This window comes from Streptomyces marianii (assembly GCF_005795905.1).
GTDB classification, from domain to species: domain Bacteria; phylum Actinomycetota; class Actinomycetes; order Streptomycetales; family Streptomycetaceae; genus Streptomyces; species Streptomyces marianii.
This window is the reverse complement of record NZ_VAWE01000001.1, coordinates 6118859-6132262: the sequence shown is the minus strand read 5'-3', so window position 1 is coordinate 6132262 and position 13404 is coordinate 6118859. Positions and strand designations below refer to the sequence as shown.

Genomic DNA, 13404 nt, shown 5'->3' with positions numbered 1-13404 from the left:
AGCACCAACGTGCACTGGAGTTCAGACGAAGGAGAGTATGCATGCCGGCAGTTAGAGTGGAAGGACTGCGTAAGCGATATGGCGACACGTTGACTGTGGACCATGTGAGCCTGGAGGTGAGGAAGGGCGAGATCTTTGGGATCCTCGGACCGAATGGCGCGGGAAAGACAACGGTCGTTGAGTGCATAGCCGGACTCCGGAAACAGGATGCCGGCCACATTCGCGTCGGAGATTTCGACCCACAGTCACAGCGGTCGAAGGTGCGGGAGATCCTCGGTGTACAGCTGCAGGACTGCAAACTCCCGGAGAAGCTGCGGGTGGAGGAGGCAATCCGCATCTTCTCGTCCTTCTACCGCGACCCCGCCGACCGTGAAAAGCTCCTTGCCGACGTAGGTCTCACGGATAAGAGACAGACGTACTTCGAGAACTTGTCCGGAGGGCAGAAGCAGCGGTTGTCGATCGCTCTGGCTCTCGTCGGTCAGCCCCACATCGTCATCTTCGACGAACTGACCACTGGCCTCGACCCGGAGGCTCGCCGCCTCGTCTGGGAGCTGGTCGAATCGGTTCGCTCCTCAGGCGTTACCGTTCTCCTGGTAACACACAGCATGGAGGAAGCGGACCAACTCTGCGATCGCCTCGCCCTCATTGATTCCGGCCGGACCGTCGTGTGCGACACGCCTGCTAATCTGCGAGCCATGGCCGTGCAGGCCCTGGGCCGAGACGACGCCACCCTTGAGGACGCCTACCTGCGACTCACCGGAAAGAACTTCGAGGTAGCCGGATGAACCCGCTCTTTGGGCTTTCTCAGTTCACCGCCATGGAGTTCAGGCTGGTCCTCCGGGAAAGCTCCCGATTCTACCTCCCGCTGGCGCTTCCCCTGATCATACTGGTGATGAACGGCATGGGGGACGGCGCACGGAATCCCGTTGCCGAGTTCCAGGGACTCAGCGCCTTCGATGCCTACATCGTTCCGCTATCCGCGGTCATGGTTGTCACCATCATCGGCTTGATGCACGTACCGTCCGGGATAGCGCATTACCGGAGAATGGGCATTCTGCGGCGAGTGTCGGTCACGCCGGCCCAGCCGCTGATGATCCTCGTGGCCCAGGCTCTGATCCTGCTCATGGTCACGGTACTGGGTGCGGCTCTGGCTCTCGCCACGGGTTTCCTTGTCTTCGGCATCTCGTCTCCCAGGAACCCTGGAGGGGTGATCACGGCATTCCTCCTGTCCATATGTGCCATGTTCTCCCTCGGCCTGCTGATAGCAGCACTCGCGGCCTCTCCACGGACGGCTGGCGCGATCGGGTTGGTGAGCTTTCTCGCCCTTATGGCAACGGGCGGCGGCTTCTCCAACCGGAACGACTACCCGGAGTGGCTCGCCACAATCGCCTCGTACACTCCCTTCGGCGCGGCGCACGAGGCCATGGTTATCTCGTGGAGCGGAGGGTCCCCCACGATGACCAACTACCTGGTGCTCTTGACGGTAACTCTCATCGCCGGAACCGGCTCTGCGTTCGTGTTCCGGTGGGAATAGGCCGGTAGGAGGGCTCTCGCAGCCACCGCTGCTGGCGGTGGCTGCGGTGGCGAGAAGGGGAACTAAGCGGACTCGGTGAAGTGCGCTGCCGTTCCGTCGCCGTCGGCGGTGGTCGCGGGCTCGCTCGGCGAAAGGATCAGCATCCGACTTCGTCGTAATCGCTTAGTAGATCCGCGTCCTGCGGACCTGGCGCACGGACGGCTCGACGATCCCCTAGATCACCAAACGAACTGGTCCGTCCCTCTCCATCGGTGCCCCGGCCAGATCCGCACACCCCACCATCACCGGAACGCCGCGGACCCGACCGCCGAAGAGAGGCAGCGATGAGCGAGCAGCATGTCGGCCGTAACGATCAGCTATCCGCATGGCTGCCCGACCTTCCAGCGGATGCCTACGCGCTGGCGTGGGTCGCGCCGACCACCGGCTGGCGTGCGGATTCCACCGCCCCTGCGGTGGGGCTGGCCGACCTCGCGCGGGAGGACTTCGATCCCAGGAGGCTGTCTCTGGAGGAGATCGCCCGAGATCCGAAGGAGGCACTGCGCTGCTGGGTTCACTTTGAGGACGGACAGCAACAGCTCGCCATAATCCGTGGCATGAGCATGCGTGAGTACGCGCCCGGGGAGTTGGCCGCAGCCTTGATGAACGACGCCGCGACCGACCGGAGCGAGCTGAGCGCTTTGTTGAGCGATTGGTTCCACCGGCGTTACAACGAAGCCCCGCAAGGCCTCGAGCCCGGCTGGATCGCTGCGGCAGTCGCGTGGACCTGCCACATGCGCGCGTTCACCGGCTATCCGCCGCCCCAGGTCCTGGCCCCCGCACTTGCCAGAGCGGGGGCGCCGGACGACGCCATCCGGGAGCTGATCACCAACACCGCCGTGGAGCTGGCCAACGTCATCGACCGCCTCGAGCGCACCTTCCGCTCCCGCGAGGAGTTTGTCGAGGACTGGCGGTTGGTGGAACCGCTCACTGCAGATGTCCCCGTCCTGCACGAGGCCGCCGACTGGCTGCTCGATCAGATCGCGCTACGAGACGCCCAGGCCCAGCAGCTGAGAGCCGTCCTCGAGCCCGACACCACCGACCACCAGATCGACCACTGCGTTGGCCATGACCGCGACAGACACCCCGTACTGGACGCCCAGCGCGCCGCCCACCTCGAACAGGCCCGCCAGACCGTGCGCGCCTACACTGCGGCCGCCTACGGGGGGCGACAACAGGCCGCGCAGCGCCTCCTGGAGTCCTTTCCCGGCCCGGCACGGTCCCTGCAGGTGAGCGGTCCGGCGACCGCGTGGCGCGAGCAGTCCCACACGGCCCAGGGTGCCTGGCACACGCTGGCTGCCAGGCTCCACAGGGCGCTCGCCGAAGGCGCCCACCATCTGGCCGATCCGGACCTGCTCCACGCCGAGACGGTGTACCTGACGGCTCGGGAGGGACAGCTGCAGCTTGTGCACGATGCCCTGGGCCGGCTCGCCAATCCCGCGCCGGCGCTTGAAGAGCTGCCCACACAACTCGCGGGCGCCGCATCGGCACTGACACAGCGCCGCATTGCCGAGGCATTCGGCACCACCGAGCGTGCCCGGCAGTTTCTGGACGGTCAGATCGCCTACCTACGCCAGGAGCCGGTGCCGGCGCACCGCCGCGACGTAACCGCGAAGGAGATCAGGCTCCTGACCGCGGTACTTCACCAGCTGGACCGGCTAACGCCGACGGGCGGGGAGCTCGATGTGGAACGGATCCGACAGCGGCTCGAGGCCGCCATGTCCCGGCCGACCGCGGCAACACCATGGGAGCCAGCCCGGGAGCAGTCCGGCCTCGCGCAGGCGCTTGGCGCGCGGTCCTCCGCGCCGGGAGTCCGGTATTGACCCGCTGGCTGGGCTCATCCGTCGGCCCTGAGCGGATGGTGTCATCGCTTACCCGGCCTGGCCACCCGTCGGCATACGCCTGTGTGGTTGCCCTGCTGTTTGTCGGGGCTCTGGCGTTCGGATACGGGCTGCTGGGTCTGGCCGTGGTCCAGCCCCCCGGGCGGTGGCTGCTGAGGGAAGTCGTCGGCCTCTTCGCCTCGGTGATCAGCCCGCCAGGCCGCCGGGGCCGTCGTGAACTCGTCCGCCGCCAACGACGCACCCGCAATCTCGGTCTAAAACTGCCGATCATCGTTGACACCTGGGTCTCTGATCACTACGGAGATCCACATGTCGAAGACACCCCCGCTCGATCGTGAGGCCAAGCGGCGCCTGGCCGTCATACGTCATGTTGAAGAGGTCACCGGCAACGTCGCCATGAGTTGCCGGTACTTCGGCATCAGCCGGCAGGCGTACTACATCTGGTACCGCCGCTACCAGGCCGAGGGCATCGAGGGGCTGCGCACTCGGTCCAAGGCCCCCAAGCACAGCCCGAACGCCACGCATGTGGAGGTGGTCGGGAAGATCATCTACCTCCGGCAGAACTACCACTTCGGGCCCGAGAAGATCGCGATGTACCTCAAGCGGTACCACGACGTCACGATCAGCAAGTCGGGTGTGTGGCGGATCCTCAAGCGCCTGGACATGGGCCGCCTGCCGGCCTCTCAGCGGTACAAGCGCCACGACCGCCGATGGAAGCGGTACGAGAAGCAACTGCCCGGCCACCGGGTGCAGATCGACGTGTAGTTCATCGAACCTCTCGCCTCCATGCCTCAAGGCCGGCGAGGCGGCCGCAACAAGTACTACCAGTTCACGGCGATCGACGACTGCACCCGACTGCGAGTCCTGAAGATCTACCCGACGCTCAACCAGGCCACCGCCATCCAGTTCGTCGACTACGTCCTGCAGAGGCTGCCGTTCCAGGTGGAGGTGATCCAGACGGACAATGGAGCTGAGTTCCAGTCCGCCTTCCACTTCCACGTGCTCGACAAAGGCATCGGCCACGCCTACATCAAGCCCCGCACACCGCGGCTGAACGGGAAGGTCGAACGCTCGCACCGGATCGACGGCGAGGAGTTCTACCGGCTCCTGGAGGGCGTCATCATCGACGACGCCGAGGTCTTCAACGACAAGCTGCGCGAGTGGGAGGACTACTACAACTACCATCGCCCACACGGCGGCCTCGGCGGCCAGACTCCCTACGAACGCCTCAAGCAGAAGACCGCACCCCAGGCGTAAACGATCACCATCGGTTGCACACCGACACGCAAAACGCGGAGGGACGAACCACCACGACGCCCCCCACGTCGCGGCAGTTCCAAAACTCGGGGGTTGTGCAGCAGCGTCGCGCCCCCATCGATCCGAACCAGCTCAGAGGCGTCGACAGCCCCTCCGCTCCTGGGACTTTTCAGGGACTTTCAGCTCTGTCCGAGAGACTTCCGAGGGACTTTTCGCGGCCTAACGTGGCAAGCCCTTGAAAGACCGGAAAGGACCTCCGACGCAGGTCAGAGGCCCTTTCCGAGGCAAAGCCCCAGGTAGCGGCAGACGAGTCGGGCTGTACGCCGGGTTCTGTCGCCCGGTGACCTCGCGGTCGCCGGGGAGACGGCCATCCATCTAGGACCGGTGTTGCCACCGGCCTCGTGCGGTCTACCCGCGGACTCGGGCGGGCAGCCCTCGGTCGTCCGCGCAGGGCCACCGTCCCTTTCGGGCGGCGGCCCCTCTTGACCTTGCTCCGGGTGGGGTTTACCGAGCCGCCTGAGTCACCTCAGGCGCTGGTGGTCTCTTACACCACCGTTTCACCCTTACCGGGGACCTAGGTCCCCGGCGGTCTGTTCTCTGTGGCACTGTCCCGCGGGTCACCCCGGGTGGGCGTTACCCACCACCTTGCCCTGTGGAGCCCGGACGTTCCTCGGGAGGCCCTGAGGGTCCTCACGCGGCCGTCCGCCCGGCTCGTCTGCCGTGACGACCATGCTACCCGGCACGTCCGGGTCCCGGGGCCACCCGTCCCCGCCGCCCGCCGGGACAGGCGCCACCGCCGAGCCCGCTCTCCCGGACCCCGCCGGCCCGCCGCCCCGCCGGCCTGCCTGCCGGTCCCGCCGACCTGCTCGTCCCCGCTTGACCTTGCCGCAGCGTCAGGGTTTCTACTGAGGCCATGCGGATCGGAGAGATCGCCGCACTCGTCGGGGTCACCCCGCGTGCCGTGCGGCACTACCACCATCAGGGCCTGCTGCCCGAGCCCACCCGCCGGGCCAACGGCTACCGGGACTACTCGGTGCGCGACGCCGTGCTGCTCGCCCGCATCCGGCGGCTGACGGAGCTCGGGCTCGGCCTCGACGAGGTCAGGGACGTGCTCGCCGACGACGCGGGACGGGAGCTCGTGGAGGTCCTGGAGGAGCTGGACGACGATCTCGCCCGGCAGCAGGGACTGCTCTCCGAACGGCGCGAACGGTTGGGTGCGGTGCTGGAGCAGGCGCGCTCCGGGCGGCTGCCCGCCGAGGGTCCGGTGTCGCCGGAGCTGGCGGCGCTGTTCGGCAGTCTCGCCGCGGAGACCGCCGGGCGGCCCGAGTCCGCGACGGCGGCGAAGGACCGCGAGGTGCTCGCCCTGCTGGACACGGTCGTCCCGGCCGGGGAGCGCGACCGGCTGCTCGGCGCGATGCGGCGGATGACCGAGGCTCCGGGCGCGGTGGAGCGCGCGTACGAGGTGTACGGGCTGCTCGACGCGCTCGCAGACGCCGACACCGGCGATCCTCGGGTCGAGGAAGCGGCCCGGGCGCTGGCCGACTGCATGCCCGACGAGGTCGCGGACGGGCTCGGGGAGAAAGGCACACCGGCGGGAGAGGGCGGGAGCACGTTCATGGACGCCTTCTTCGCCGAGTTCCCCCCGGCCCAGGCCGAGGCCGTGCGCCGCGCGCTGCGCCTGGTCGCGGAGCGGGCCCGGTGACGCGCGTGAAGCGGCTGCTCAGAGGCGTCGCCTATCTCGTCCTGCCCGGTGAACTGGTGCTCCTGGTCTGCCTGATGGCGGGGCTCCGGCCGCCCGCGCCGGTACTGGCCGCCGCCGAGGCGGCCGTCCTGTTCCTGCTGCTGGCCGAGGCGGCCGTCTTCCTCCGGCTGTGGCGTGGGGAGGGGCTGACACCGCGCGAGGCCGTACGGGAGCTGGTGCCGGAGCCCGTGCTCCGGCTGGCCGGGCACGAGCTGCGGCTCATGTGGAGCCTGCTGCTCTGGGCGGCCCGGCGGCGCAGCGGCGTCGGGCCGGGCGACCGGGTCTTCGGGCACGCCCGGGACCAGGCCGCGCTCCTCTTCGGCTTCGGTTTCGTCTGCGTCGTCGAGGCCGTCGGGATGGCGTACCTGCTCAGCCCCTGGCCGGTGCTGCACGCCGTGGTGCTCGTCCTCGACGTCTACACCGTCCTCTTCGTCGTCGGTCTGCACGCGGCGTCCGTGACCCGGCCGCACACGCTGTCCGGGGACACACTGCGGCTGCGCCAGGCCGCCCACGTGGATGTGCGGATCCCGCTGGAGCGGATCGCCTCCGCCTCCTACGAGCTGGTGTTCACGCACGACAAGAAGGAGGAAGGCGTGCTCAACCTGCCCGTCGGTGCGCAGACGTCGCTCACCCTCACGCTGTCGGACCCCGTCGAGTCGGTGGGGCTGCTGGGCAGGACGCGCCAGGTGCACACCGTGCGCTGCCACGCCGACGACGCCCGCGACCTGCTGCGGGCGGTCACGCGGGCGCGAACCGCACTTGCGCCGCCCCCGGGTCGGCCAGCGTGAGCCGCACCCGCAGCGCCTCGCCCAGCGGGAGCTCCGCCCCGTCGCCGTCGACCGGGGCGACGACCGCCGGATCGTCCAACTGGACGGTACCGAGATCCGGTTCACGCTCCCGCACATCCACCACGAACCCGTCGAAGACATCGCCGATCCGGCCCGTCAGCAGGGCCGCCTCGACGGTGTCGACGCTCTGGCGCTCGACGGTGTTCGCGCGCCGCGTCCCCTCCGCCATCTCCCGCGGGACGACGTCCAGGGACTCCCGTACCCACTCCGGGGGCTCCCGGCCCTCGGACGCGGCCAGGCACAACTCGCCGGTGTACCGGTCGACGAGCCTGCGCAGCGGGGCGGTGCAGTGCGTGTACACGTCCGCGACGGCCGCGTGCACCGAGGGGTCGGGCAGCCGTCCGCCGCTGAACGCGCTGTAGCCGGCGCCGCGCAGCAGCGTCGTGCACTCCTGGAGGAACGCGGCGTGCCGGCGGTTCGACGGGTCGAGCGACCGTACGACCTGCGCGTACGGGACATGGTGCGGCCAGGGGACGCGCAGCGCCCGCGCGGTCCTGCGCAGCCGGGCGACGGCTCCGTCCGGCGCCGTCGGCAGGGTCCGCAGGATGCCGGTCCCGGCGGTGACCATCAGCCCGGCCGCGGCCATGCCGGTCAGCAGCGAGATCTGGGCGTTCCAGCGCTCCACGGGGTACGGGGCGCGGAACTCCAGTGCGTACGAGTGGTCCTGGGTGACGATCTCCTGCTCGGGCAGGTTGAGCGAGATGCCGCCCCGCTCCACTTCCAGCTGCTCGCGCAGCAGCCCGATCTCCTTGAGCAGGGCCACCGGCTCCTCCGCCGCGCCCGTGTCGATCTGCCGCTGCACCTCCGCGTAGTCCAGTTTGGCCCGGCTGCGGACCAGGGCCCGCCGTACGTCGGTGGCGACGGTCCGGCCGTCCGCGTCCAGGTCGAGGGTCCACAGCAGGGCGGGCGCGGTCCCGCCGGGCAGCAGACTGGCCGCGCCCTCGGAGAGCACCGGGGGGTGCAACGGGACCTTCTCGTCGGGGAAGTACAGCGTCTGCGTCCGCCGGTGCGCCTCGGCGTCGAGCGCGCCGCCGGGCGGCACGAACGCGGCCATGTCGGCGATGGCGTACCGCACCCGGTAGCCGCCGCCCGGCCGCCGTTCCAGATGCATCGCCTGGTCCAGGTCGGCGGACGCCGGCGGGTCGACGGTGAAGAAAGGGACATCCGTCGCGTCCCGTTCCGGCAGCCGCGGGTCCCGCGCCGTCCCCTCCGCCTCGACGAGCACCTCGACGGGGAACCCCGCGGGTACGCCGAGCCGTACCCGCAGCGCGCGCAGGCAGGCCAGCAGCGGGGCGTCGGCCGCGCAGGTCACGTGCATACGACGGCGTGGCATGTGCCGAGCGTATGGCGGGGGCGGCGGGGGTGCGACCGGGGCATGGGCGTACCCCCGGACGCACCCCCGCGGCCCGGCCCGCAGTTCGGCCCCGTGCCCGGGCCCGGCCGGGCTGGGACGGGCCCCGGGCACGGTCCCCGCCCGCGCCCGGGCGGCCGCCGGACGACGGCGCTCCACGACGACCGCCGGTGAACGCAGGCGCTCCGCGCACGACCACCGGTGAAGGAAGGTGAAGGAAGGTGAAGGAAGGGGCTCCGCGACGGCGGGCGTGGCGGCGGAGTCCGCTGTTTCGCTCCGGTCGGCGGCGGGCTGCCGACGGCCGGCGCGGTGTGCCGTCGCGGCCGACTACCCTGGCGAGGGGCCGCACCCCCGTGTCCGTACGTCGCAGAGGAGAAACGCCGTGCTCGTGCTGTTGCCGCCGTCCGAGGGCAAAGCCGCTTCGGGACGGGGGGCGCCGCTCAAGCCGGAGGCCCTGTCGCTGCCCGCCCTGACCACGGCGCGCACACAGGTGCTCGACGAACTCGTGGAACTGTGCCTGGCGGACGAGGAGAAGGCCCGCGATGTACTCGGGCTGAGCGAGGGGCTGCGGGACGAGGTCGCGAAGAACGCCGGGCTGCGCACGGCCGGGGCGCGCCCGGCCGGCGAGATCTACACGGGCGTGCTGTACGACGCGCTCGGACTGGCCACACTCGACGCCGCCGCGCGCCGGCGGGCCCGGAAGTCGCTGCTGGTGTTCTCCGGGCTGTGGGGTGCGGTCCGCGTCGACGACCGGATCCCCTCGTACCGCTGCTCGATGGGCGTGAAGCTGCCCGGTCTCGGGGCGCTGGGCGCGCACTGGCGGGCGCCGATGGCGACCGCGCTGCCCGAGGCCGCCGGGGACGGGCTGGTCCTGGACCTCCGCTCGTCGGCGTACGCGGCGGCGTGGCGGCCGAAGGGCGAGATCGCGGGCCGTACGGCCACCGTGCGGGTGCTGCACTCGCAGATCGTCGACGGCGTCGAGAAGCGCTCCGTGGTCTCCCACTTCAACAAGGCGACCAAGGGCCGTATCGTGCGCGGTCTGCTGGAGGCCGGCGCCGCACCGAAGGACCCGGCCGATCTGGTGGGGGCGCTGCGTGACCTCGGATACACGGTCGAGGCCGAGGCGCCGGACCGGCCGGGGAAGGCGTGGGCGCTCGACGTGGTGGTGACGGAGATCCACTGACCTTCCGCCCGTGACGCGCCCGCCGGGTCCGTCGCGCCGGTCGGCGTGCGTCGCCGGCGGCCCTGCGCATGCACCGACCCCATTGCACTGCACACGGTGCAGCGTGCGTTACGCAGAGAGTCCGCCGAGGGGCGGGTGCCGGCATGCTCTCCGTGCTCGGCCCGGCCCTGTCGTCCCCGTCGCCGTGCCGGACGACGCCGTCGGCGCCGGACCTGCCTCGCCTATGGTCACGCCGGCCGTGCAGGGTGTGCCCCGTGCCGGACGACGCCGTCGGCGCCGGACCCTCGCGTACGGTCGCGCCGGCCGTGCGGGGCGTGCGGCATTTCACGCAGCGCGGGCCTTCGCGGCGGTTCCAGGCCCTGTGGGCGGCGTTGGCCGTCCGCCATCGCCGGACGGGCTGGGGCGTCGTGCCCTGCCCGAGCGGCGGGCGCGGCGGTCGGGGCCGCTCCGGGGCTCGTGTGCGTGAGCGCGGGATCCACCGCGCCCTGACGCGACCGTGAGCGTGGCGGGCCCGCGCCATGAATCACGCCCGTGCCCCGATCACGCCCCCGCACCCCCGGCACGTTCCCGGCCCCGGGCCCGTCCCGGTGGGAAGGCCCGGGGTCCACGCCCGTGCAGCGCACGATCAGCGCGGCCGGGCAGGGTCAGCGCAGGTGGCCCGTGTCGTTCAGCAGTCGCAGCGAGGCGTTGCCGTCCGCGTAGTACGCCACCGCCGACACCGACGCCGCCGAGAGCTCCATGCGGAACAGGGACTCCGGGGGCGCGCCGACGGCCAGGCGCACCAGGGTCTTGATCGGCGTCACGTGGGTGACCACGAGGACCGTACGCCCCCGGTACTCCCGCACCAGCCGGTCCCGCGTCGCCGCGACCCGCCGCGACACCGTCGCGAAGCTCTCGCCGCCGCCCGTGGGCTCCGCCTTCGGGGACGCGAGCCAGGCGTCGAGGTCGTCGCCGTACCGCTCCCGGACCTCGGCGAAGGTCAGGCCCTCCCACGCACCGAAGTCCGTCTCGCGCAGCCCGTCGTCGATCCGCACGTCGAGCCCGAGGCGGGTCGCGACGGCTTCCGCGGTCTGCCGGCAGCGCTTGAGCGGCGAGGAGACGATCGCCTGGATCGTGCCGCGCTCGGCCAGCGCCGCCGCCACGGCCTGGGCCTGGCGACGGCCGACCGCGGACAGCTCGTGGTCGCCGCTGCCGGAGAACCGCTTCTCCGGGGTCAGCGCGGTCTCTCCGTGCCGCAGCAGGACGAACGTCGCCGGCGGCCCGAGGTCCGGGCTCCAGCCGGCACCCTCCACTTCGGTGCTCTCGGGCAGCGTCGCCTGCGCGGCCACCGCGCGCGCCGGGGCACCGGACCCGCCCGTATCGGACACGCCCGCGTTCCCCGTACGGGAGGCGAGTGCCGCCCGTGCCTTCGCCGCGCCCGCCGCCGCGTCGCCGACGACCCGGGCCGCCCGCACATCCTCGTCGGAGGACGACAGCGCCGCCGAGGACGCCGACGGCTCCCACTGCTCGCCACGGCGCCCCGCGTCCATGGCCTCATTGGCCAGCCGGTCCGCGTGCTTGTTGCGCTCGCGCGGGATCCACTCGTACGTGACCCGTCCCGACGGAAGGATCCCCGCGGCCTCGGCCGCGAGCGGCTTCATGTCCGGGTGCTTGATCTTCCAGCGGCCCGACATCTGCTCCACGACGAGCTTGGAGTCCATGCGGGCGTGCACCCGGGCGTCGGGATCGAGTTCCCTCGCCGCCTTCAGACCGGCGATGAGGCCCCGGTACTCGGCGACGTTGTTCGTGGCGACACCGATGTACTCGGCCCGCTCCACCAGCGGTTCCCCGCTCGCCGCGTCGCGGACGACGGCCCCGTACCCCGCCGGTCCCGGGTTGCCCCGGGAACCCCCGTCGGCCTCGACGACCAGCTCGCGCATCAGAGACCGGACTCCGACGTGCGGACCAGGATGCGGCGGCAGTTCTCGCAGCGCAGGACCGCGTCGGGGGCGGCGGCGCGGACCTCGTTCAGCTCGGTGATGTTGAGCTCGATGTGGCAGCCCTCGCAGCGGCGCTGGTACAGCCGGGCCGCGCCCACCCCGCCCTGCTGCTCGCGGAGCTTCTCGTAGAGCTTCATCAGGTCGGCGGGCACCGAGCCGGCGACGACCTCGCGCTCCTTGCCGACCGACGCGGACTCGCCGTCGAGTTGCTCGAACGCGGCGTCCCGGCGGGCCGTGGCGTCGTCGACCTTCGCCTGGACGGAGGAGACGCGCTCGGTCAGTTCGGCGACGCGCTCCTGCGCGGACTCACGGCGCTCCATGACCTCGAGGACGACGTCCTCCAGGTCGCCCTGGCGCTTGGCGAGCGAGGCGATCTCCTTCTGGAGGTTCTCGAGGTCCTTGGGAGAGGTGATCGCGCCGGAGTCGAGACGCTGCTGGTCCCGCACGGAGCGCTGGCGGACCTGGTCGACGTCCTGCTCGGCCTTGGTCTGCTCGCGGGCGCAGTCGCTCTCCTCCGTCTGCGCGGCGACGAGCAGGTCGCGCAGCTGCGAGAGGTCCTTGTTCAGGGACTCCAGTTCGACGTGCTCTGGCAGGGACCTGCGCTTGTGCGCGATCTGCGACAAACGCACGTCCAGGGCCTGGACGTCGAGGAGTCGGATCTGGTCGGCGGGCGCGGCGTTCAGTTGGGGGCTCCAGAGGTGTGGTGGGAGGACCAGGGGTCGGTGACCGTCTTGGAGACATGGACCCGCAGGTTCCAGCCGTGGCGGTCGGAGATCTCGTCGAGCTGGGCGGCGGCCTGTTCGCACCAGGGCCACTCGGTGGCCCAGTGGGCGGCGTCGACCAGTCCGACCGGCGCCTGCTGAACGGCCTCGGACACGGGGTGGTGCCGCAGGTCGGCAGTGAGGAACGCGTCGACGCCGGCGGCCCGGGCGGCCTCGAAGAGGCTGTCGCCGGAGCCGCCGCTGACGGCGACGCGGCGGACGGTCGCGTTCGGGTCTCCCGCGACGCGGATGCCCTGGGCGGTGGCGGGGAGCCGCGCGGCGGCGCGGGCCGCGAACTCGCGCAGCGTCTCGGGGCGGTCGAGTTCGCAGATCCGGCCCAGGCCGTTCTCGGGCACGAGGGGACCGGTGACGCGGAGGTCGAGAGCGCCGGCGAGGGCGTCGGAGACGCCGGGGTCGGCGGTGTCGGCGTTGGTGTGCGCGACGTGCAGGGCGATGTCCTGCTTGATGAGGGTGTGGACGACCCGTCCCTTGAAGTGGGAGGCCGCGACGGTCGTGGTGCCGCGCAGATAGAGCGGGTGATGGGTGACGACCAGGTCGGCGCCGAGTGCGACGGCCTCCTCGGCGATCTCCAGAACGGGATCGACGGCGAAGAGGACGCGGGTGATCTCGGCGTCGGGCTCACCGCAGACCGTGCCGACGGCGTCCCATTCCTCTGCCCGCTCGGGAGGCCAGAGGGCGTCGAGCTCGGCGATGACTTCAGACAGACGGGGCACGGAGGCAAGGCTACCTGCCCGCCGTGTCCCGCCGTCCGGCGCCGGGTGCTCGGGGACCCGCACGACCTGGTGGCCCCCGACGCACACGACCGGGTGGCTTCCGACGTGGGAGAGGGCCTCCCGGGGCGGCGGGCGCACG

The 13404-nt window shown here is 71.1% G+C and carries 10 protein-coding genes, 1 other RNA gene and 1 pseudogene; 7 read left to right on the top strand and 5 right to left on the bottom strand.

Annotated features, from left to right (window positions below; translation table 11 throughout):
- Window positions 1–104 precede the first annotated feature (104 nt).
- The 4 genes and pseudogenes from FEF34_RS27925 to FEF34_RS27910 all read left to right on the top strand — a co-directional run bounded on the left by FEF34_RS27925 (window position 105) and on the right by FEF34_RS27910 (window position 4668).
- Window positions 105–785: an ABC transporter ATP-binding protein gene (locus tag FEF34_RS27925; protein ID WP_234042586.1), complete on the top strand. Its 681-nt coding sequence runs from the start codon at window positions 105–107 to the stop codon at window positions 783–785.
- The gene (locus tag FEF34_RS27920) at window positions 782–1534 is read left to right on the top strand and encodes an ABC transporter permease (protein ID WP_138055602.1); all 753 of its coding nucleotides are present in this window, start codon (window positions 782–784) and stop codon (window positions 1532–1534) included. Before FEF34_RS27925 ends, FEF34_RS27920 begins: the two co-directional genes overlap by 4 nt.
- Window positions 1535–1857: 323 nt before the next feature.
- A complete protein-coding gene (locus FEF34_RS27915; protein WP_138055601.1) occupies window positions 1858–3393 on the top strand; it encodes a hypothetical protein in 1536 nt (511 codons plus the stop codon).
- 327 nt (window positions 3394–3720) lie between these two features.
- Window positions 3721–4668, top strand: a pseudogene (locus FEF34_RS27910) (IS481 family transposase).
- 303 nt (window positions 4669–4971) lie between these two features.
- On the opposite strand, the gene rnpB reads toward FEF34_RS27910, so the two are convergent.
- Window positions 4972–5382, bottom strand: an RNA gene (gene rnpB / locus FEF34_RS27905) — RNase P RNA component class A.
- Between the two features lie 199 nt (window positions 5383–5581).
- On the opposite strand from rnpB, the gene FEF34_RS27900 reads away from it, so the two are divergent.
- Both FEF34_RS27900 and FEF34_RS27895 read left to right on the top strand, forming a co-directional pair.
- Window positions 5582–6370 carry a MerR family transcriptional regulator gene (locus tag FEF34_RS27900; protein WP_138055600.1) on the top strand — a complete coding sequence of 263 codons (789 nt, stop codon included), beginning with the start codon at window positions 5582–5584 and terminating at the stop codon, window positions 6368–6370.
- Complete coding sequence (locus tag FEF34_RS27895; RefSeq protein WP_138055599.1) at window positions 6367–7197, top strand: hypothetical protein; 831 nt, start codon at window positions 6367–6369, stop codon at window positions 7195–7197. The genes FEF34_RS27900 and FEF34_RS27895 overlap by 4 nt, the downstream gene beginning before the upstream one ends.
- Here the strand turns inward: FEF34_RS27895 and FEF34_RS27890 are convergent.
- Window positions 7148–8590 (bottom strand): RNB domain-containing ribonuclease, encoded by a 1443-nt coding sequence (locus FEF34_RS27890; protein ID WP_138055598.1) that lies wholly within the window; start codon window positions 8588–8590, stop codon window positions 7148–7150. The two genes, FEF34_RS27895 and FEF34_RS27890, sit on opposite strands and share 50 nt — an antisense overlap.
- A gap of 400 nt (window positions 8591–8990) precedes the next feature.
- Here FEF34_RS27890 and yaaA point away from each other — a divergent pair, with 400 nt between their 5' ends.
- On the top strand, window positions 8991–9791 hold the full coding sequence (yaaA, locus tag FEF34_RS27885) for a peroxide stress protein YaaA (RefSeq protein WP_138055597.1): 801 nt from the start codon (window positions 8991–8993) through the stop codon (window positions 9789–9791).
- A 644-nt stretch (window positions 9792–10435) separates the two neighbouring features.
- On the opposite strand, the gene FEF34_RS27880 is transcribed toward yaaA, so the two are convergent.
- From FEF34_RS27880 to FEF34_RS27870, 3 genes are read right to left on the bottom strand one after another with little or no spacing between them, the layout of a single operon-like run.
- Window positions 10436–11710 carry a bifunctional RNase H/acid phosphatase gene (locus FEF34_RS27880; RefSeq protein WP_138055596.1) on the bottom strand — a complete coding sequence of 425 codons (1275 nt, stop codon included), beginning with the start codon at window positions 11708–11710 and terminating at the stop codon, window positions 10436–10438.
- Window positions 11710–12453: a zinc ribbon domain-containing protein gene (locus FEF34_RS27875; protein ID WP_199800754.1), complete on the bottom strand. Its 744-nt coding sequence runs from the start codon at window positions 12451–12453 to the stop codon at window positions 11710–11712. Before FEF34_RS27875 ends, FEF34_RS27880 begins: the two co-directional genes overlap by 1 nt.
- Complete coding sequence (locus FEF34_RS27870; protein WP_138055595.1) at window positions 12450–13265, bottom strand: Nif3-like dinuclear metal center hexameric protein; 816 nt, start codon at window positions 13263–13265, stop codon at window positions 12450–12452. Before FEF34_RS27870 ends, FEF34_RS27875 begins: the two co-directional genes overlap by 4 nt.
- Between the last annotated feature and the right edge of the window lie 139 nt (window positions 13266–13404).